The organism is Pseudomonas sp. LjRoot277 (assembly GCF_964253845.1).
Lineage (GTDB): Bacteria > Pseudomonadota > Gammaproteobacteria > Pseudomonadales > Pseudomonadaceae > Aquipseudomonas.
On sequence record NZ_CAXURI020000001.1, the window covers coordinates 5,385,374 to 5,404,884 of the forward strand.

At 59.2% G+C, this 19,511-nt stretch carries 19 protein-coding genes and 1 tRNA gene; 7 read left to right on the plus strand and 13 right to left on the minus strand.

What is annotated here, in order from left to right:
* Positions 1 to 101: 101 nt before the first annotated feature.
* The 7 genes from ACSQ87_RS25275 (at position 102) to ACSQ87_RS25305 (ending at position 9,170) form a co-directional block, all read left to right on the plus strand.
* Positions 102 to 1,610: a sigma-54-dependent transcriptional regulator gene (locus tag ACSQ87_RS25275; RefSeq protein WP_150657241.1), complete on the plus strand. Its 1,509-nt coding sequence runs from the start codon at positions 102 to 104 to the stop codon at positions 1,608 to 1,610.
* A gap of 430 nt (positions 1,611 to 2,040) precedes the next feature.
* Positions 2,041 to 2,424 (plus strand): glycine cleavage system protein GcvH, encoded by a 384-nt coding sequence (gcvH, locus tag ACSQ87_RS25280; protein ID WP_008027813.1) that lies wholly within the window; start codon positions 2,041 to 2,043, stop codon positions 2,422 to 2,424.
* An 11-nt stretch (positions 2,425 to 2,435) separates the two neighbouring features.
* On the plus strand, positions 2,436 to 5,288 hold the full coding sequence (gene gcvP, locus ACSQ87_RS25285) for an aminomethyl-transferring glycine dehydrogenase (RefSeq protein ID WP_436274621.1): 2,853 nt from the start codon (positions 2,436 to 2,438) through the stop codon (positions 5,286 to 5,288).
* A 141-nt stretch (positions 5,289 to 5,429) separates the two neighbouring features.
* On the plus strand, positions 5,430 to 6,806 hold the full coding sequence (locus tag ACSQ87_RS25290) for an L-serine ammonia-lyase (RefSeq protein ID WP_095132678.1): 1,377 nt from the start codon (positions 5,430 to 5,432) through the stop codon (positions 6,804 to 6,806).
* A 38-nt stretch (positions 6,807 to 6,844) separates the two neighbouring features.
* The gene (gcvT, locus tag ACSQ87_RS25295) at positions 6,845 to 7,969 is read left to right on the plus strand and encodes a glycine cleavage system aminomethyltransferase GcvT (protein ID WP_223430317.1); all 1,125 of its coding nucleotides are present in this window, start codon (positions 6,845 to 6,847) and stop codon (positions 7,967 to 7,969) included.
* Positions 7,970 to 8,372: 403 nt separating this feature from the next.
* A complete protein-coding gene (locus ACSQ87_RS25300) occupies positions 8,373 to 8,585 on the plus strand; it encodes a cold-shock protein (RefSeq protein WP_003175786.1) in 213 nt (70 codons plus the stop codon).
* Positions 8,586 to 8,681: 96 nt separating this feature from the next.
* Entirely contained in the window at positions 8,682 to 9,170 is a 489-nt protein-coding gene (locus ACSQ87_RS25305) for an RDD family protein (protein ID WP_150658528.1), read from the plus strand.
* Between the two features lie 63 nt (positions 9,171 to 9,233).
* On the opposite strand, the gene nadA is transcribed toward ACSQ87_RS25305, so the two are convergent.
* The 13 genes from nadA to ruvA form a co-directional block, all read right to left on the minus strand.
* Positions 9,234 to 10,292: a quinolinate synthase NadA gene (gene nadA, locus ACSQ87_RS25310; RefSeq protein ID WP_223430316.1), complete on the minus strand. Its 1,059-nt coding sequence runs from the start codon at positions 10,290 to 10,292 to the stop codon at positions 9,234 to 9,236.
* Between the two features lie 271 nt (positions 10,293 to 10,563).
* Positions 10,564 to 10,639: transfer RNA gene (locus ACSQ87_RS25315), tRNA-Lys, on the minus strand.
* 63 nt (positions 10,640 to 10,702) lie between these two features.
* Entirely contained in the window at positions 10,703 to 11,395 is a 693-nt protein-coding gene (gene queC / locus ACSQ87_RS25320; protein WP_046049656.1) for a 7-cyano-7-deazaguanine synthase QueC, read from the minus strand.
* A gap of 1 nt (position 11,396) precedes the next feature.
* On the minus strand, positions 11,397 to 12,044 hold the full coding sequence (gene queE, locus ACSQ87_RS25325; protein WP_129437837.1) for a 7-carboxy-7-deazaguanine synthase QueE: 648 nt from the start codon (positions 12,042 to 12,044) through the stop codon (positions 11,397 to 11,399).
* Positions 12,045 to 12,211: 167 nt separating this feature from the next.
* Entirely contained in the window at positions 12,212 to 13,051 is an 840-nt protein-coding gene (gene ybgF, locus ACSQ87_RS25330) for a tol-pal system protein YbgF (protein WP_223430315.1), read from the minus strand.
* 6 nt (positions 13,052 to 13,057) lie between these two features.
* Positions 13,058 to 13,555: a peptidoglycan-associated lipoprotein Pal gene (pal, locus tag ACSQ87_RS25335; protein ID WP_003178634.1), complete on the minus strand. Its 498-nt coding sequence runs from the start codon at positions 13,553 to 13,555 to the stop codon at positions 13,058 to 13,060.
* Between the two features lie 52 nt (positions 13,556 to 13,607).
* Positions 13,608 to 14,888: a Tol-Pal system beta propeller repeat protein TolB gene (gene tolB / locus ACSQ87_RS25340; protein WP_166675809.1), complete on the minus strand. Its 1,281-nt coding sequence runs from the start codon at positions 14,886 to 14,888 to the stop codon at positions 13,608 to 13,610.
* A gap of 17 nt (positions 14,889 to 14,905) precedes the next feature.
* Positions 14,906 to 15,985: a cell envelope integrity protein TolA gene (gene tolA / locus ACSQ87_RS25345; protein ID WP_436274622.1), complete on the minus strand. Its 1,080-nt coding sequence runs from the start codon at positions 15,983 to 15,985 to the stop codon at positions 14,906 to 14,908.
* A complete protein-coding gene (gene tolR, locus ACSQ87_RS25350) occupies positions 15,985 to 16,437 on the minus strand; it encodes a protein TolR (RefSeq protein WP_161807482.1) in 453 nt (150 codons plus the stop codon). Before tolR ends, tolA begins: the two co-directional genes overlap by 1 nt.
* Before the next feature lie 23 nt (positions 16,438 to 16,460).
* Positions 16,461 to 17,156: a protein TolQ gene (tolQ, locus tag ACSQ87_RS25355; RefSeq protein WP_008147369.1), complete on the minus strand. Its 696-nt coding sequence runs from the start codon at positions 17,154 to 17,156 to the stop codon at positions 16,461 to 16,463.
* Complete coding sequence (gene ybgC, locus ACSQ87_RS25360) at positions 17,146 to 17,613, minus strand: tol-pal system-associated acyl-CoA thioesterase (RefSeq protein WP_084318967.1); 468 nt, start codon at positions 17,611 to 17,613, stop codon at positions 17,146 to 17,148. Before ybgC ends, tolQ begins: the two co-directional genes overlap by 11 nt.
* Before the next feature lie 127 nt (positions 17,614 to 17,740).
* On the minus strand, positions 17,741 to 18,802 hold the full coding sequence (ruvB, locus tag ACSQ87_RS25365) for a Holliday junction branch migration DNA helicase RuvB (RefSeq protein WP_046049660.1): 1,062 nt from the start codon (positions 18,800 to 18,802) through the stop codon (positions 17,741 to 17,743).
* A complete protein-coding gene (gene ruvA / locus ACSQ87_RS25370) occupies positions 18,803 to 19,417 on the minus strand; it encodes a Holliday junction branch migration protein RuvA (RefSeq protein ID WP_046049661.1) in 615 nt (204 codons plus the stop codon).
* Between the last annotated feature and the right edge of the window lie 94 nt (positions 19,418 to 19,511).

Below are 19,511 nucleotides of genomic sequence, written 5' to 3' on the forward strand. Positions count from 1 at the left end.
AGGGGTGGCTTTTGAATCCACCATACATCTCAAGATTTCACCCCAGCCCTCCTCCAAGGCATACTTGCCACCCTCCGCACTCCAGAACCCAAAAACGCCCCATGCGTATCCACGTCAGCTTCATCGACCGCGTCGGCATTACCCAGGAAGTTCTGGCCCTGCTCGGTGGGCGCAATCTCAATCTGGATGCGGTGGAAATGGTCCCGCCCAACGTCTACATCGATGCCCCGACCCTGAGCCCGGAAGTCCTCGAAGAGCTGCGCGATGCGTTGTTCAGCGTGCGCGGCGTGCAAGCGGTGACGGTGGTCGACATTCTTCCCGGCCAGCGTCGGCACCTGCAGCTTGATGCGTTGCTCGCGGCCATGACCGATCCGGTCCTGGCGCTGGACGGTGCCGGCAAGGTGCTGCTGGCCAACCCGGCACTGATTGCGTTGTACGGTCGCGAACCTGACGGCGAAAGCATCGCCGACTTGTTCGCCGACCCGACACTGCTCGAAGCCCTGCTGGAAAACGGCTTTCGCCTGCCGCTGCGGGAAGTCACCGTCAACGGCCAGACGCTACTGTTGGACGCCACACCGATTACCGACGCCGGCGCCCTGCTGACCCTGTATCAACCGAACCGCATCGGCGAGCGCCTGTCGGCGCTGCACCACGACCATGCCGAAGGTTTCGATGCGCTGCTCGGTGAGTCCCCGGCGATTCGGACCCTCAAGGCCCGCGCCCAACGCGTTGCGGCCCTCGATGCACCGTTGTTGATCCAGGGCGAAACCGGCACCGGCAAAGAACTGGTGGCGCGTGCCTGCCACGCCATCAGCGCCCGGCACAGTTCGCCATTTTTGGCGCTGAACTGCGCGGCATTGCCGGAGAACCTCGCCGAAAGCGAACTGTTCGGCTACGCCCCCGGCGCCTTCACCGGCGCGCAACGAGGCGGCAAACCGGGGCTGATGGAACTGGCCAACCAGGGCACGGTGTTTCTCGATGAGATCGGTGAGATGTCGCCGTACTTGCAGGCCAAGTTGCTGCGTTTCTTGAACGATGGCAGCTTCCGCCGGGTAGGCGGGGATCGTGAGGTGAAGGTCAATGTGCGGATCCTCAGCGCCACGCACCGCGACCTGGAAAAAATGGTCAGCGAAGGTTCGTTCCGCGAAGACCTCTTCTATCGCCTCAACGTCCTGAACGTCGAAGTCCCGCCGCTGCGCGAACGCGGCCAGGACATCCTGCTGCTGGCCCGCTACTTCATGCAGCAGGCCTGCGCGCAGATCCAGCGCCCGGTCTGTCGCCTGGCGCCCGGCACCTATCCGGCCCTGCTGGGCAATCGCTGGCCGGGCAACGTGCGGCAATTGCAGAACGTGATCTTCCGCGCCGCCGCCATTTGCGAAAGCAGCCTGGTCGACATTGGCGACCTCGATATCGCCGGCACCTCCGTGGCACGTCAGAGTGACAGCGACGTCGATAGCCTCGAACAGGCGATGGAAGAGTTCGAGAAGACCCTGCTGGAAAAACTCTACGTCAGCTACCCCTCGACCCGCCAACTGGCCAGCCGCCTGCAAACCTCCCACACCGCCATCGCCCATCGGTTGCGCAAGTACGGCATTCCCAATAAGCCGTAAGGCCTACTCGGTCAAAATGTGGGAGCGGGCTTGCTCGCGAAGGCGGTGGGTCAGTCAAATCAATGCTAACTGACACACCGCATTCGCGAGCAAGCCCGCTCCCACAAGGGCCTGCATCACCTTCCATTCCGAGTTCAAAAACGACCTCCATCTGTACTGAAAGCGCTACAGTGGAACGATATCGCTACACCCCTTCCCGATCACCGCTGTGCAAGGCTTTGATCCACTTAGGCTTTTTTCTCCGCCTTGGACTGTAGCGATTTCGCTACAGCCCGCAAATCGCTGCACCCCGAATAAACCTATAACTTATTGATTTTTAACAATAAAAAAACATTGGCCGCGATTTTGCTTAGTAACCATCCATAAAGCAGGGCTTTGCCCGGCATTCAATCGCGTCCACCAGACGAGTCTGGCCCCCTTAGGAGTTTCCATGAGCGAGTTGCGTTTTACTGAAGATCACGAATGGCTGCGTACCGAAGCTGACGGCAGCGTCACAGTCGGCATCACCGCTTTCGCACAGAACGCCTTGGGCGACGTGGTTTTCGTACAACTGCCTGAGCTGCAGTCCTACGACAAAGGCGCTGAAGCCGCCACCGTGGAATCGGTTAAAGCCGCCAGCGGCGTGTACATGCCATTGGACGGTGAAGTGCTGGAAGTGAACCCGGCGCTGGACAGCAGCCCTGAACTGGTCAACGAAGATCCGCTGGGCGAAGGCTGGTTCTTCCGCTTCCAGCCAACCGATGCATCGGCTGTCGCCAAACTGCTGGATCAAGACGCCTACGACCGTCTGATCAAAGCCAACGCCGAAGCCTGAGGAGCGCTGACATGACTCAAGTAAGCCTGACCACTGCCAACGAATTCATCGCCCGCCACATCGGCCCGCGCGCCTTTGATGAGCAAGCCATGCTCAATAGCCTCGGCTTCGACTCGCTGGAAGCCCTGAGCGCCAGCGTCATCCCGGACAGCATCAAGGGCACCAGTGTCCTCGGCCTCGAAGACGGCCTGAGCGAAGCCGATGCCCTGGCCTTGATCAAGTCCATCGCCGGCAAAAACCAGCTGTTCAAGACCTACATCGGCCAGGGCTACTACGGCACCCACACGCCGTCGCCGATCCTGCGCAACCTGCTGGAAAACCCGGCCTGGTACACCGCCTACACCCCGTACCAACCGGAGATTTCCCAGGGCCGTCTCGAAGCGCTGCTGAATTTCCAGACCCTGATCAGTGACCTCACCGGCCTGCCGATCGCCAACGCGTCCTTGCTCGATGAAGCCACCGCCGCCGCCGAAGCGATGACCTTCTGCAAACGCCTGAGCAAGAACAAGGGCAGCCACGCGTTCTTCGCCTCCAGCCATTGCCACCCGCAAACCCTCGACGTGCTGCGCACCCGGGCCGAGCCGTTGGGCATCGACGTGGTGGTTGGCGACGAGCGTGAACTGAGCGACGTGTCGCCATTCTTCGGCGCTTTGCTGCAATACCCGGCGAGCAACGGTGATGTGTTCGATTACCGCGAACTGACCGAACGCTTCCACGCCGCCAATGCTTTGGTGGCGGTCGCCGCCGACCTGCTGGCCCTGACCGTGCTCACGCCGCCGGGCGAGTTCGGTGCCGACGTGGCCATCGGCAGCGCGCAACGCTTCGGCGTGCCGCTGGGCTTCGGTGGCCCGCACGCGGCGTATTTCTCCACCAAGGATGCGTTCAAGCGCGACATGCCGGGCCGTCTGGTCGGCGTCTCCGTCGACCGTTTCGGCAAGCCGGCGCTGCGTCTGGCGATGCAGACCCGCGAGCAACATATCCGTCGCGAGAAGGCCACCAGCAACATCTGCACCGCGCAGGTGCTGCTGGCCAACATCGCCAGCATGTACGCCGTGTACCACGGCCCGAAAGGCCTGACGCAGATCGCCCAGCGCGTGCATCACCTGACCGCGATTCTGGCTAAAGGCTTGAGTGCGCTGGGCCTGAGTGTCGAGCAGGAAAGCTTCTTCGACACGCTGACGATCAAGACCGGCGCTAACACTGCCGCGTTGCACGAGAAGGCCCGTGTCCAGCAGATCAACCTGCGCGTGGTCGATGCTGAACGTCTGGGCCTGTCCCTCGACGAAACCACCTCGCAAGCGGATGTGGAAACCCTGTGGGCGCTGCTGGCCGACGGCCAAACCCTGCCGGATTTCGCGGCATTGGCTGCCACCGTTGAAAGCACGATCCCGGCCGCGCTGCTGCGTCAATCGCCGATCCTCAGCCACCCGGTGTTCAACCGCTACCACTCGGAAACCGAGCTGATGCGCTACCTGCGCAAACTGGCCGACAAGGACCTGGCGCTGGATCGCACCATGATCCCGCTGGGTTCGTGCACCATGAAACTCAACGCCGCCAGCGAAATGATCCCGGTGACCTGGGCCGAATTCGGCGCCCTGCACCCGTTCGCCCCGGCCGAGCAAAGCGCCGGTTATCAGCAGCTGACCGATGAGCTGGAAGCGATGCTCTGCGCCGCCACCGGTTACGACGCGATCTCGCTGCAACCGAACGCCGGTTCGCAAGGCGAATACGCCGGCCTCTTGGCGATTCGCGCCTATCACCAGAGCCGTGGCGAAGACCGTCGCGACATCTGCCTGATCCCGTCCTCGGCTCACGGCACCAACCCGGCCACCGCCAACATGGCCGGCATGCGCGTGGTCGTCACCGCCTGCGATGCCCGCGGCAACGTCGACATCGAAGACTTGCGGGCCAAGGCCATCGAGCACCGCGAACACCTCGCCGCGCTGATGATCACCTACCCGTCGACCCACGGCGTGTTCGAAGAAGGCATCCGCGAAATCTGCGGCATCATTCACGACCACGGCGGCCAGGTGTACATCGACGGCGCCAACATGAACGCGATGGTCGGCCTCTGCGCGCCGGGCAAGTTCGGCGGCGACGTGTCGCACCTGAACCTGCACAAAACCTTCTGCATCCCGCACGGCGGTGGCGGCCCGGGCGTCGGCCCGATTGGCGTGAAGTCGCACCTGACCCCGTTCCTGCCGGGTCACGGCACCATGGAGCGCAAGGAAGGCGCGGTCTGCGCGGCACCGTTCGGCAGCGCGAGCATTCTGCCGATCACCTGGATGTACATTCGGATGATGGGCGGCGCGGGTCTGAAGCGTGCGTCGCAACTGGCGATCCTCAATGCCAACTACATTTCCCGTCGCCTCGAAGAGCACTACCCGGTGCTGTACACCGGCAGCAACGGCCTGGTGGCGCACGAATGCATCCTCGATTTGCGTCCGCTGAAAGACAGCAGCGGCATCAGCGTCGATGACGTCGCCAAGCGCCTGATCGACTTCGGCTTCCACGCCCCGACCATGTCGTTCCCGGTCGCCGGCACGCTGATGATCGAGCCGACCGAAAGCGAATCCAAAGAAGAACTGGACCGCTTCTGCGACGCCATGATCCGCATCCGCGAAGAAATCCGCGCGGTGGAAAACGGCACCCTGGACAAGGACGACAACCCGTTGAAAAACGCGCCGCACACCGCGGCGGAAATCGTCGGCGAGTGGACGCATCCGTACAGCCGTGAGCAAGCGGTGTATCCGGTTGCGTCGCTGATCGAAGGCAAGTACTGGCCACCGGTCGGTCGCGTCGACAACGTGTTTGGCGATCGCAACCTGATCTGCGCCTGCCCGTCGATCGAAAGCTACGCTTAAAACTGTGTGGGGCGGGTTCGCCTGCCCCCACCGTCAAGAACACCGTATATCCCCCTGTGGGAGCGGGCTTGCTCGCTCCCACAGGGGTCCGTGCAAAACCCAGATTCCGCCATTCCTATAACAAGAAACCGGAGAACAACCATGTCTTTAAGCGTGTTCGACCTGTTCAAAATTGGCATCGGCCCCTCCAGCTCCCACACCGTCGGCCCGATGCGTGCTGCGGCACGTTTCGCTGAAGGTCTGCGTCGTGAAGGACTGCTGGCCGCGACCACCTGCGTCAAAGTCGAGCTCTACGGCTCACTCGGCGCCACCGGTAAAGGCCACGGCAGCGACAAGGCTGTGTTGCTGGGCCTGGAAGGCGAACACCCGGATACCGTGAACACCGAAACCGTCGCCGCCCGTCTGCAAGAGATTCGCGGCAATGGTCGCTTGAACCTGCTCGGCGAACACAGCATTGCGTTCAACGAGAAAGAACATTTGGCGATGATCCGCAAACCGTTGGCCTATCACCCCAACGGCATGATCTTTCGCGCCTTCGATGCCGCGGGCATACAAATCCGCAGCCGCGAGTACTACTCGGTCGGCGGTGGTTTTGTGGTCGATGAAGACGCCGCCGGCGCTGATCGCATCGTCGAAGACGCCACGCCACTGACCTTCCCGTTCAAAAGCGCCAAGGACTTGCTCGGTCACTGCGCCACCTACGGCTTGTCCATCAGCCAGGTGATGCTGACCAACGAAAGTGCCTGGCGCCCGGAAGCGGAAACCCGCGCCGGCCTGCTGAAAATCTGGCAAGTGATGCAGGATTGCGTCGACGCCGGTTGTCGTAACGAAGGCATCCTTCCTGGTGGTTTGAAGGTCAAACGCCGGGCGGCCGCGCTGCATCGACAACTGTGCAAAAACCCGGAATCGTCCCTGCGCGATCCGCTGTCGGTGCTGGACTGGGTCAACCTCTACGCCTTGGCGGTCAACGAAGAAAACGCCAACGGCGGGCGCGTGGTGACCGCGCCTACGAACGGTGCGGCAGGGATCGTCCCCGCTGTTTTGCATTACTACATGCGCTTCATCCCCGGCGCCAACGAAGACGGCGTCGTGCGTTTTCTGCTGACCGCCGCCGCGATCGGCATTCTCTATAAAGAAAACGCCTCGATTTCCGGCGCAGAAGTCGGCTGTCAGGGTGAAGTCGGCGTGGCGTGCTCCATGGCCGCCGGCGCCCTGTGCGAAGTTCTCGGCGGCACCGTACAGCAAGTGGAAAACGCCGCGGAAATCGGCATGGAACACAACCTCGGCCTGACCTGCGACCCGATTGGCGGGCTGGTGCAAGTGCCTTGCATCGAGCGCAACGCCATGGGCTCGGTCAAGGCGATCAATGCGGTGCGCATGGCCCTGCGCGGCGACGGTCAGCACTTCGTCTCCCTCGACAAAGTCATCCGCACCATGCGCCAGACCGGCGCCGACATGAAAAGCAAATACAAGGAAACCGCCCGTGGCGGTTTGGCGGTCAACATTATCGAGTGCTGATGCTTACGCGCATCTGCACACTTTTTCAGGAGCTGAATATGTCCACCGAACAACTGTCGAAAACCCCGCTGCACGCACTGCACATCGAACTCGGCGCCCGCATGGTGCCGTTTGCCGGCTACGACATGCCGGTGCAATACCCGCTCGGAGTGATGAAAGAACACCAGCACACCCGTGATCAGGCCGGGCTGTTCGATGTCTCGCACATGGGCCAGATCCGCCTGACCGGCGCCAATGCCGCCAAGGCGCTGGAAAGCCTGGTGCCGGTGGACATCATCGACCTGCCGGTGGGCATGCAGCGTTACGCGATGTTCACCAACGAGACCGGCGGCATCCTCGACGACCTGATGGTCGCCAACCTGGGTAACGACGAACTGTTCCTGGTGGTCAACGCCGCCTGCAAGGACCAGGACCTGGCGCATCTGCGCAAACACATCGGCGACCAGTGCACGATCGAGCCGCTGTTTGAAGAACGCGCCCTGCTGGCGCTGCAAGGTCCGGCTGCCGTCACCGTACTCGCGCGCCTGGCACCTGAAGTGGCGAAGATGACCTTCATGCAATTCGCCCGCGTAAAACTGCTGGGTGTGGACTGCTTTGTCAGCCGTTCGGGTTACACCGGTGAAGACGGTTACGAAATCTCCGTGCCGGCCGCCGATACCGAAGCCCTGGCTCGCGCCCTGCTGGCCGAACCTGAAGTGGCGGCCATCGGCCTTGGCGCTCGTGACTCACTGCGCCTGGAAGCCGGCCTGTGCCTCTACGGCCACGACATGAACACCGAGACCACCCCGATCGAAGCCAGCCTGCTGTGGGCCATCTCCAAGCCTCGTCGCGCTGATGGCGCACGTGCCGGCGGCTTCCCTGGCGCAGAAACCGTGTTCGGACAGCAACAAGCCGGTGTCAGCCGCAAGCGCGTTGGCCTGTTGCCTCAGGAACGCACGCCGGTGCGCGAAGGTGCAGAGATCGTCAATGAAGCAGGCGACATCATTGGCGCGGTTTGCAGCGGTGGCTTCGGTCCGACCTTGGGCGGCCCCTTGGCGATGGGTTACGTCGACAGTGCTTATATCGCTCTCGATACGCCGGTATGGGCGATTGTTCGTGGGAAAAAGGTGCCTTTGCTTGTAAGCAAAATGCCATTTGTTCCACAACGCTACTACCGCGGCTGATTGACTGTTTCTATAAGTAACGCGGTTGCGTTAACAGCGCACTAATGTGTAACGCAACCGCCATAAAACAGTGCACCACTTTACCTGTCAGCTTCGTTTATGAACGTTGCTTATAACGATCGAAAACAATTGAACACGGCGATTGCATAAGCCAACACTAGTTGCGGCATAAACGCCCCGACGCGAGCAAATCCGGGCCCTCCACAGGGCTTGTTTTTTCTCCCGTAGTTGGCGTAGAGTTTGTTCACTGTGTTTGCATGGGTCGCTTGGAATCGTGACCTGGGCAGTAGCCTACAAGTTAGCTACATCCCGTTCGACGTCTTCTTACTCTCCTGCAACCAGCCCCAGTACTCTTTCACAAGAAGGAGGCTGTCATTAATTTTTGCGTCAAAGGAAATAAGAAATGTCCCAACGTCAGAGCGGTACCGTCAAGTGGTTTAACGACGAGAAAGGTTTTGGTTTTATCACTCCAGAAAGCGGTCCGGATCTGTTCGTGCATTTCCGCGCTATTCAGGGCAACGGCTTCAAGAGCCTGAAAGAAGGCCAGAAAGTGACTTTCGTTGCTGTGCAAGGCCAGAAAGGCATGCAGGCTGACGAAGTACAAGCAGAAGCCTGATCTTCTGTAACGAAAAAGCCCCTGATGCTGACATCAGGGGCTTTTTTGTGCGCGTAAATCCGTAAAATGGCTTCTTTTTTCCGTCCAGAGGCTGCCATGTCGAAACACCTGCTCAACCCCCAGGGCGACTTTCCCGCCGCCACCCTGGGCCGTCGCCTGGCAGCGATGTTCTATGACTTCTTGTTGTGTACCGCCCTGCTGATCGTCACCAGCGGCATTTACAAGATGATCCAGATGGCGATCATCGGCGAAGACAAGATGCGCACCCTGACCGAAGCCGGCGCGCTGGACGGCGATCCACTGCTATCAACGGTGCTGCTGTTTGTATTGTTCGGCTTCTTCGCCAAGTTCTGGACCTGGTCCGGCCAGACCCTGGGTATGCAGGTCTGGTGCATACGCGTGCAAAACGCCGACGGCTCATCCATCAGCCTGTGGCAGGCGTTGCTGCGCTTTGTGGTGTCGATCGCGTCCTTGCTGTGCGTCGGCCTGGGTTTCTTCTGGTCGCTGTTTGATAAACAGAAACGCAGCTGGCATGACATCTACTCCAATACCCAGCTTGTGCGGATTCCAAAGAAAACCAAGTAATCCAGCAGATGCAAAAACGCCCCAATCAAATCGGGGCGTTTTTTTTGGCTCACTGTCGGCGAATCAGGCGTTGCCGGCCAATTTCATCCGCGCCGCCTGGGTGAAGTCGAGCATGCGCTTGAGCGGCCGAATCGCTTGCGGAATCAGCGCTGGATCGACAAAGATCTCGTTAGTCCCTTCCTTCAAGCTCTTCAGCGTGCGCTCAAGGGTATTCATCGCCATCCACGGGCAATGTGCGCAACTGCGGCATGCTGCGCCGTTACCGGCCGTTGGTGCTTCGATGAAGACCTTGTCCGGGCACAGCTGCTGCATCTTGTAGAAGATGCCGCGATCAGTGGCGACGATAAAGGTCTTGTTTGGCAGGCTCTGCGCTGCCGCAATCAACTGACTGGTGGAGCCGACGGCATCCGCCAACTCGATCACCGACGTCGGCGACTCTGGGTGCACCAGAATCGCTGCGTCAGGGTACAGCGCCTTCATGTCTTCGAGTTGCTTGGACTTGAACTCTTCGTGAACGATGCAGGCACCGTCCCACAGCAGCATGTCTGCACCGGTCTGGCGCTGGATGTAGGTGCCCAGGTGTTTGTCCGGGCCCCAGATGATGGTTTCGCCGTTATCCATCAGGCTTTCGACGATCTCCAGCGCACAGCTTGAAGTCACCACCCAATCCGCCCGGGCTTTGACCGCCGCCGACGTGTTGGCATAAACCACCACGGTACGTTCCGGATGCTGATCGCAGAACGCCGAGAACTCGTCCACCGGGCAACCCAGGTCCAGCGAGCAGGTCGCTTCCAGGGTCGGCATCAGGATGCGTTTTTCAGGGTTGAGGATTTTGGCGGTCTCGCCCATGAACTTCACACCGGCGACCACCACGGTCTTGGCCGGGTGAGCACTGCCGAAGCGAGCCATCTCCAGCGAGTCGGAGACGCAACCACCGGTTTCTTCGGCCAGGGCCTGAATGACCGGATCGCAATAGAAGTGAGCAACCAGCACCGCGTTCTGAGCCTTGAGCTCGGCAGCGATGGCGGCACGGTAATAGGCCTCTTCCTCGGCAGTCAGCGGCTTGGGCTGTTTGGCGTCGAGGTGGGCTTGAACCAGAAGGCGTTCGGAAATCTGCGTCATGTTCGCAAGACCTGCAGGCGCTTTCGCGCGAAAGTCGAGTATACACCCGGCTCCGACCCCTTCAGGGTACCGCCGGGAAAGTGAGTATCATCAGGCACGGACAACGTTGAAGCTGCGCAAGGCTACAGAATATCCCGTGGATGCAAAAGATGATTCTGACCTGCGTCACGGGCTGCAGCCCGGAACCGGGCAAGCTCAAATCGCGAGCAAAAAAAAATCCGGAAATCCTCACTTGCGTGGGCCTTCCAGACTTTTAAAACTGCTACAAAAATGGTGGGTCGTGTGGGATTCGAACCTACGACCAATTGGTTAAAAGCCAACTGCTCTACCAACTGAGCTAACGACCCGCTGTGTGGTGGCGCGTATAATACTGATTTTTAAGGACTATTCAACACCTAATTTGAAATAAATCAAAAATAAGGTGTTGGGTCGCTGATTCCGGCCGCCGCGAAGCCTTCTGCACGCAGGCGGCAGCTGTCGCATTTGCCGCATGCACGGCCGTTATCGTCGGCCTGATAGCAGGAAACAGTCAGCCCGTAATCAACACCCAGCTTCACGCCTGCCTGGACGATCTGTGCCTTGCTCAGGTTCTGCAGTGGCGCCTGAATACGGAAACCATTGCCTTCTACACCGGCCTTGGTCGCCAGATTGGCCATGCGCTCGAAGGACTCGATGAACTCGGGACGGCAGTCCGGGTAACCGGAGTAATCCACCGCGTTGACACCGATGAAGATGTCGCGGGCACCGAGCACTTCAGCCCAGCCCAACGCCAGCGACAGGAATACCGTGTTGCGCGCCGGCACGTAAGTGACTGGAATGCCCTCCCCCAGCTCCTCCGGAATGTCGATGCTGCTGTCAGTCAGTGCGGAGCCGCCCATACCGTTCAGGTTGAGACCGATCACCTTATGCTCGACCACACCCAGGTCACGGGCAACGCGTGCAGCGGCGTGCAACTCTGCTTGAGACCGCTGACCGTAATCGAAGCTCATGGTGTAGCAGCTGTAACCTTCAGCACGAGCCATCGCCACGACGGTCGCCGAGTCGAGGCCGCCGGACAGCAAGATGACTGCACGTTTTTCTGTAGTGTTCAGTTGTTCAGTCATTTCAGCGCCCCGGCTCGTCATTCCACAGATATTTATGCAACTGCAATTGCAGACGCACTGGCAGGTTGTCCGCCACCACCCAGTCAGCCAGATCCCGAGCATTAAGGTCATGGTGACTTGGCGAGAACAGGACTTCACCCGCTCGCTGATCCAGACCGTACTGAATCAGCTTGGACACAGCCCAGTCGTAGTCTTCCCGCGAGCAGATGACAAACTTCACCTGATCGTTGCGCGTGAGCAGTTCGATGTTCTCGTAGCGGTTGCGGTGGGCTTCTTTCGAACCCGGGGTTTTCAGGTCGACGACGCGACTGACCCTAGGATCGACCGCCGAGATATCCAGGGCACCGCTGGTTTCCAGCGAGACCTCGTAACCGGCGTCACACAACTGTTTGAGCAATGGGATGGCGTTGGGTTGTGCCAGCGGCTCGCCGCCGGTGACACAGACGTAACGCGGACGAAAGCCGGCCACTTGCTCAAGAATGTCGTCGAGCGTGCGAATGGTGCCGCCAGTGAATGCATAAGCGCTGTCGCAGTATTGGCAACGCAATGGGCAACCGGTCAGGCGCACAAAAACAGTGGGCAGCCCGGCAGTCCGCGTTTCACCCTGCAACGAGTAGAAAACTTCGGTGATTCTCAATGTGTCTTGCATAGTCGCCACGGGCATAACAGCTAAACAGGCTGTCCGCCTCCGTCAGGCACTTCAAGGAACCCCGCCACCGCGTAGATCCCAAAAAGCGTGTTTCATAAAAAGGGCGTGAATTCTAACGAAAAAACCCGCGACAAGCGCGGGTTTCTTCAAAACGGGTCAAGCTGCCCTTACATTTTTTGCAGATCACGCTGGGCCAGCTGAGCGGCGGAAGTGCCCGGATATTGGGACACAACCTGTTGCAGAATGCCTTTGACCTTGTCGGGATGACCGAGGCGGCGTTCTACATCAGCGAGCTTGTACAGCGAATCAGGCACTTTTGGATGCTTGGGATACAGTTGCGAAACCTTGGCAAAAGCCTGACCTGCACCTTGCAGATCGCCTTTGGCCAAATTCACTTCGCCCAACCAGTACTGGGCATTACCCGCGTACTGACTGTTCGGGTACTTGCGCAGGAATGCGGCAAAAGCCTGGCTGGCCTTGTCGAAATCCTTGGCTTTGATCAGGTCGAAGGCTGCATCGTAATACAGTTTTTCCTTCGCCGGATCAGCCGGTTCGCTACCCGCGGCAGGTGCTTGAGCGGCTGCCGCTCCTGCGGCTGCGCCCGCTGCTGCACCGGGGGCATTCAAACTGCCACCGGTGGAAGAATTATCAGGAGTCGCGGCTGGTGCAACGCCGGTTCCTATGCGCCGATCAAGATCCTGATATCGCTCCAGGTTCTCTTGCTTCATGCGCGCTACATCATTTTGCAGAACTTCGATGATGCCTTGTTGGCGCGAGATCTGCTCCTGCATTGATTGCAGTTGGTTGAACAGCTCGCCCTGTGCCGAGACAGGGGCCGAAACCCCTCCCCCGGCATAGGCGCCGTTCGTACCGTAACCCGCAGGCGGATTACTAGTCCCGCTATTGTTATAGCCGGAGTCGTTATCGACCACAGGAACCGCAGCCCACACCGCAAGCGGTGCGAGGCTGAGAGCCAAAACAGTTACAGCACGACGGCACGTTCGCATGACGAATTACTTACGCAGTTCGACGCGACGGTTTTGAGCCCAGGACTGCTCGTCGTTGCCGGTAGCAACTGGACGCTCTTCGCCGTAGGAAACCAGTTCCAGCTGAGCTGGGGAAACACCTTGCAGTACCAGGTAACGCTGAACGGCTTTCGCACGACGCTCGCCCAGTGCCATGTTGTACTCACGAGTACCACGTTCGTCGGTGTTGCCTTCCAGAACAACGCGAGCGCCGTTTGCTTTCAGGTCCTTGGCGTGAACGTCCAGAGCGCGCATGGCTTCTGGCTTCAGGTCCGAACTGTCGTATTCGAAGTAGAAAGTGGTGATTGCGCGCAGAGCAGCTTCTTCGCTCAGGGAGCCGTCAACTGCGCCAGTGTTTGCGCCGTAACCAGCGTTTGGATCTACAGCGCCTTCACCGGCATTGTCGCCGCCTTTGGACGAGCAACCTACAGCTACAGCCATGGCCAGAGCCAGCGCAGCAAATTTACCAAACTTCAGCATTTCCATCGTGAAACTCCTAATGAACCCCAATGTGTTAAGTACAACGTGTAGCGCCGCGTCAGTTCAGGTAAGGGGACCAGGAAGGTTCTCTGACTTCGCCTTGTGCGGTAGGAAGCGGGAGCCTTACGCGTCCATTAATGGACACGAGCATCAAGACTCCCCGGCCCTGCTGGCGGGTGGCGTAGATTACCATGGTGCCGTTGGGCGCAACAGTAGGCGACTCGTCCAGAGTGCTATCAGTGAGGATTTTTACGCTTCCGCGCTGCAAATCCTGGGCCGCCACCTTGAAATTAGTGAAACCTTCCTGACGATGGATCATCACCAGGGTCTTTTCGTCAGCCGAAAGCTTAGGGTTGGCGTTGTAGTTACCGATAAAGGTCACACGTTCCGCACCACCACCGCCTGCGCTGGTTTTGTAGATCTGCGGCTTGCCGCCACGGTCAGAGGTGAAATAGATGGTCGAACCATCTTTACCCCAGAACGGTTCAGTGTTGATGCCAGGACCGTTAGTGACACGCGTGATCTGACGCGAACCCAGGTTCATCACGTAGATGTCCGGGTTGCCGTCTTTCGACAGTACGAATGCCAGGCGATTGCCATCAGGCGACCATGCTGGCGCGCCATTCAGGCCTTCGAAGTTGGTGATCTGCTCACGGCGACCGGTGTCGATGTTCTGCATGAAGATACGCGGACGCTTCTGCTCGAACGACACATAAGCGATGCGCTTGCCGTCCGGTGCGAAACGCGGCGACAGGATCGGCTCGCGCGATTGCAGCAGGGTCACGGCACGGGCACCGTCATAGTCCGAACGTTGCAGCGTGTAGCGAGTGTTCTTCTCGGAGAAACGCTCAGCCGTCACGTACAGCAGACGAGTCGAGAACGCACCTTTGATACCGGTGAGTTTTTCGAACGACTGGTCCGCAATGTAGTGCGACATGTCGCGCAGTTGATCGACGCTACCCGACACGCTGCCGGTCAGCACTTGCTGCTCGGTGGCGACGTTGAACAGTGCATATTGGACCTGCAGGCGACCGCCCGCAGGAGCAATGCTGCCGACCATGACGTACTGGGCGCCCAGCGCCTTGAAGTCACGGAAGATGATTTCGCTGGCCTGGCTTGGCTGGCTGATCATGTTCTGTTTTGGAATCGGCGAGTAGTAACCCGAGTTGCGCAGGTCGTTACCGATGATTTCGGCCATGTCGTCCGGCAGCACGCTGCCGCCCTGGTTGCCAAACGGAACGACTGCGATCGGGGTGGCCCGATCACTGCCGCTGGTGACCAGAATGTTTTTTTCATCGGCTGCCGCTATCCCTGCCATGCAGCAGATAACGACAAGCATTCCTCGAAGAAGGTTTCTCACAAGGCTAGATCCTCAGGTGTGAATGTCATCTTGAATGAACGATACGGAGCGAAATCGCTCGGCTTCATTCCCTGCATTTCTGTCAAACGTCCAATATTCTTCACCGCTGCTACAGCCGAAGCGTCGAACGGACCATCGCCACTGGACTTGGCCACGCCGACCGAAGTCACCGTACCGTCCGGCAACATGCCGATTTGCAACACGACCGTCATGCCTTTGCGGGCCGAAGGTGGACGAGCCCAGCCTTCCGCTGCACGAGCACGGATCAGATCATCGAAACTACCGGCGACTTCGTCACCCTGCTCATCCGCCAAGGCCTGCTGACGCTGCGGCGTGTCGGAAAGCAAATCTGCCAGGGCCTGAGCCTTTTTGTCTTCGGCGGATTTACGTGCCGCTTCCTGCGATTTTTTCTTCGCAGCATCGGCAGCAGCTTTCTTCTTCGCGTCTTCCGCGACTTTCTTCTTCGCGTCTTCAGCTTCAGATTTCTTCTTGGCGTCTTCCGCGGCTTTCTTCTTCGCGTCTTCGACGATCTTTTTCTTCGCTTCTTCAGCGGCCGCTTTCTTGGCCTCTTCTTCAGCTGCTTTCTTGGCTTCTTCTTCAGACTTCTTCTTGGCTATATCAGCCAATTGTTTCTCTTCGGCCTTTTTGGCTTCGGCGGTCTTCTTCGCTTCATCGGCTTTCTTGGCTTCATCAGCCTTTTTAGCCTCTTCCGCTTTCTTCGTCTCGTCGGCCTTTTTGGATTCTTCGGCTTTTTGAGCCGCATCTTCCTTCTTTTGTTCCGCGGCTTTGATCGCTTCCTGCTCGATCTTCTTCTGTTCCATCTGTTCGACTTCGGTCTGGCGCGCAGCAGATTTCTGCGCCTCACCCGCAATCTTCTGATTGGTCTGGGTGGTCGCCCGACTTTTCGATTTCAGCTGGTACAGGGTCGCCTGCACGATCGGCTTGGCCGGCGGCAGTTCGGGCGTGAAGGCGAAACTGACAAACAGCATGCCGAAAACCAGCACGTGCAAGACAAGCGCCCAGACACTAGGCCAGAAGTAGCTTTCCGAGGCGGACGGCTCTCGCATTTGCTGCATCAGGGTGCCTCGGTAATCAAGCCAACATTACCGACCCCGGCTTTCTGCAACCCGCCCATGGCCCCCATGACGGAACCGTAGTCGACGGTCTTGTCGCCGCGGATGAACACCTGGGTACGCTTGCCACCTTCAGTGCCGGCGCGAATGATTTTGGTCACGGCGTCAGTCATCTGCGGCAAGGTCATGGCCTTGTCCTGTTGCTTTTCAGTGTCGACTTCGCTGCCAAGATTCCAGTAGTAGGTCTTGTCAGCCTTGATCGAAATGGTCAGGACCTGGGTGTTGTTGTCCTGCGGCAAGGCTTCACTGGAAACCTTGGGCAGATCAACTTTCACGCCCTGATTGAGCATCGGTGCGGTCACCATGAAGATGACCAGCAGCACCAACATCACGTCGATGTAAGGCACCACGTTCATCTCGGCAACCGGCTTGCGCTTTTTGCGAGCTCGAGCGATTAAAGCCATTGGAAATTACCTGCTTATTCTTCGCTGGTGTGCACTTTGCGGTGCAGGATCGCCTGGAATTCATCGGCGAAGGTGTAGTAACGGCCCAGCAGGGTTTCACTGCGAGCAGCAAAACGGTTGTAAGCGATAACGGCCGGGATGGCGGCGAACAGACCGATCGCGGTTGCAATCAGTGCCTCGGCAATACCTGGAGCCACAGTGGCCAGGGTTGCTTGCTGGGCAGTTGCCAGACCACGGAAGGAGTTCATGATCCCCCAGACGGTACCGAACAGACCGATGTACGGGCTGACAGAACCTACGGTCGCAAGGAACGGCAGGCTCTGCTCGAGCTTTTCTTCTTCGCGGGAAATGGCGACGCGCATGGCACGGGCCACGCCTTCCATGACCGCTTCCGGGTCAACGCCTGGCTGCTGGCGCAGACGGGAGAATTCCTTGAAACCGGCACGGAAGATCTGCTCTACGCCCGAATCCGGATCAGGGTTGCTGCCGGCCTGACGGTAGAGTTTGGACAGGTCGATACCCGACCAGAAGCGCTCTTCAAAGCTCTCCAGGGCACGTCGACCGGCGCGCAGCAGGTTGCTGCGCTGAAAGATCATGATCCATGAGGTCACCGATGCGGCTACCAGGATCAGCATTACCAGTTGCACCACGATACTGGCATTGCTGACCAGGCTCCACATGGAGGAATGGTCGACGACGTTAGCTTCCACGCTTTATCTCCTGCTTTGAGTGTGTACCCGCGCCGCTCACGTCGGCAAAGGCCGCACGTAGAGCTTCGGGAATGGCCCGGGGTTTTAAACTTTCAGTGCGCACACAGGCCACCAGAAACTGCCCTTCGCAGAGCAGCGCATTATCCGTGGCTCGCCTGACCTGCTGTTTGAAGCGCAGGCTGACACGGTTCAATTCGATTACTTCAGCGCTTACCAGCAGTTCGTCATCCAGTCGCGCCGGCGCGTGGTAGCGCGCTTCGCTGGAATGCACGACGAACAACAGGTCCTCGCCTGCAAGCTGGGATTGGGCAAAGCCCAGCTCCCGGAGCCGCTCGGTTCGAGCCCGTTCCATAAACTTGAGGTAATTGACGTAATACACGATGCCGCCCGCATCGGTGTCCTCGTAATAAACGCGACAACGAAGTGCGAAAGGCTCAAGCCCGTTTTGCGCGCGCATACTCTAGTGCTTACTCCTCAGGTTGCCAATCCGGCCAGGCAACTGTTTTTCATTGATTCACGGCTTTCTGGCGAAAGTACGGTCCTGAGACCGCACAAACCCCGAATAAATCAGCGCGCAAAGGTTATTAATCGTCCACGGCATCGAGGAACTCGTCTACCACGGGCATCTCGCCCAATCGTGACGGAATGTTTAAACCGAAGTGCAGGTACGCATGCCGGGTCACCACCCGCCCCCGCGGCGTACGCATGATGTAGCCCTGCTGGATCAGGTACGGCTCCAGCACGTCTTCAATGGTGTGGCGCTCTTCACTGATGGCTGCGGCGAGGCTATCGACCCCGACCGGCCCACCGTCGAACTTCTCGATCATGGTCAACAACAGACGTCGATCCTGGTGATCGAAGCCGCGCTCGTCGACATCCAGCAGGTTCAATGCCAGGTCGGCGATCGGCTTGGTGATGTGGCCCTTGGCGCGAACTTCGGCAAAATCCCGAACCCGGCGCAGCAAGCGGTTGGCGATCCGCGGCGTACCACGGGCACGGCGGGCGATTTCGAAAGCACCTTCCGGGTCCAGGGGCAAGCCGAGGATATTCGCCGAGCGACTGACAATCGTTGCCAGGTCGGCGGTGTTGTAGAACTCCAGGCGCTGGACGATGCCGAAACGGTCGCGCAGCGGATTGGTCAGCATCCCCGCCCGCGTCGTCGCACCGACCAGGGTGAACGGCGGCAGATCAAGCTTGATCGAGCGCGCGGCCGGCCCTTCGCCGATCATGATGTCGAGCTGGAAATCTTCCATGGCCGGGTACAGCACTTCTTCGACGATCGGCGAGAGCCGATGGATTTCGTCGATGAACAGCACGTCGTGTGGCTCAAGATTGGTCAGCAGCGCAGCCAGATCACCCGGACGCTCAAGCACCGGGCCCGAAGTACTCTTGATCGAAACCCCCATTTCCTGGGCGATGATGTTGGCCAGGGTGGTTTTACCCAGACCCGGCGGACCGAAAATCAGCGTGTGGTCCAGGGATTCATTGCGCCCACGGGCAGCCTGGATGAACAACTCCATTTGCTCGCGAACGGTCGGCTGGCCAATGTATTCGGCCAGGCTGACAGGACGAATCGCCCGATCCTGGACTTCCTCGCGGTCACGAGGGCCAGGTGTGGCGGTAATCAGACGATCAGCTTCAATCACTTAGATCATTCCCTTCAGGGCACGACGAATCATGTCTTCACTGCTCAAACCTTTCTCCTTGATCGCAGAAATCGCCTTGCTGGCTTCCTGCGGCTTGTAGCCCAGGGAGATCAGCGCGCTGACCGCGTCATTTTCGGCGGTGGCGACCGGCGTCGTATCTGGCCCACCCGGCTGGTTTGGTACCAACGCGAACATCGCCGGTACAGTCTCCCACGCCTTGAAGCGATCCTTGAGTTCCACCAGCAAACGCTCGGCAGTCTTCTTGCCCACGCCCGGCACCTTGGTCAGTGCCGAGGTGTCCTGGGACTGTACGCAGCGGACCAGTTCATCGACTTCCAGGCTCGACATCAGGGCCAGGGCCAGTTTCGGCCCTACACCATTGAGACGGATCAACTCGCGAAAAAAGTCTCGCTCGCGCTTGCCGAAGAAGCCATAGAGTAACTGCGCGTCTTCGCGTACGACCAAATGGGTGTGCAAGGTCAGCGGTTCACCGACCGACGGCAAGCGATACAGCGTGGTCATGGGCACTTCCAGCTCATACCCCAGACCGTTTACATCCAGAATCAGGTGCGGCGGCTGTTTCTCAGCCAGTGTGCCGCGCAAGCGTCCAATCACGTTTCAGATCCTTGAGCGTTGGCCAGATCAGTGCTGGCGACTGACAGAACAAGGGTTTACGCCGACGACACAGGCGCAAAACCCTCGTTCCATA

What these genes read in the sequence shown, in the direction of transcription:
- tolA (WP_436274622.1), bottom strand. Translation starts at nt 15,985, where the DNA reads ATGCAGCAAATGCGAGAGCCGTCCGCCTCGGAAAGCTACTTCTGGCCT.
- nadA (WP_223430316.1), bottom strand. Translation starts at nt 10,292, where the DNA reads ATGACGCAGATTTCCGAACGCCTTCTGGTTCAAGCCCACCTCGACGCC.
- ACSQ87_RS25275 (WP_150657241.1), top strand. Translation starts at nt 102, where the DNA reads ATGCGTATCCACGTCAGCTTCATCGACCGCGTCGGCATTACCCAGGAA.
- queC (WP_046049656.1), bottom strand. Translation starts at nt 11,395, where the DNA reads ATGACTGAACAACTGAACACTACAGAAAAACGTGCAGTCATCTTGCTG.
- gcvT (WP_223430317.1), top strand. Translation starts at nt 6,845, where the DNA reads ATGTCCACCGAACAACTGTCGAAAACCCCGCTGCACGCACTGCACATC.
- queE (WP_129437837.1), bottom strand. Translation starts at nt 12,044, where the DNA reads ATGCAAGACACATTGAGAATCACCGAAGTTTTCTACTCGTTGCAGGGT.
- tolB (WP_166675809.1), bottom strand. Translation starts at nt 14,888, where the DNA reads ATGCTTGTCGTTATCTGCTGCATGGCAGGGATAGCGGCAGCCGATGAA.
- pal (WP_003178634.1), bottom strand. Translation starts at nt 13,555, where the DNA reads ATGGAAATGCTGAAGTTTGGTAAATTTGCTGCGCTGGCTCTGGCCATG.
- gcvP (WP_436274621.1), top strand. Translation starts at nt 2,436, where the DNA reads ATGACTCAAGTAAGCCTGACCACTGCCAACGAATTCATCGCCCGCCAC.
- ACSQ87_RS25290 (WP_095132678.1), top strand. Translation starts at nt 5,430, where the DNA reads ATGTCTTTAAGCGTGTTCGACCTGTTCAAAATTGGCATCGGCCCCTCC.
- ybgC (WP_084318967.1), bottom strand. Translation starts at nt 17,613, where the DNA reads ATGCGCGCGCAAAACGGGCTTGAGCCTTTCGCACTTCGTTGTCGCGTT.
- ybgF (WP_223430315.1), bottom strand. Translation starts at nt 13,051, where the DNA reads ATGCGAACGTGCCGTCGTGCTGTAACTGTTTTGGCTCTCAGCCTCGCA.
- ACSQ87_RS25300 (WP_003175786.1), top strand. Translation starts at nt 8,373, where the DNA reads ATGTCCCAACGTCAGAGCGGTACCGTCAAGTGGTTTAACGACGAGAAA.
- ACSQ87_RS25305 (WP_150658528.1), top strand. Translation starts at nt 8,682, where the DNA reads ATGTCGAAACACCTGCTCAACCCCCAGGGCGACTTTCCCGCCGCCACC.
- gcvH (WP_008027813.1), top strand. Translation starts at nt 2,041, where the DNA reads ATGAGCGAGTTGCGTTTTACTGAAGATCACGAATGGCTGCGTACCGAA.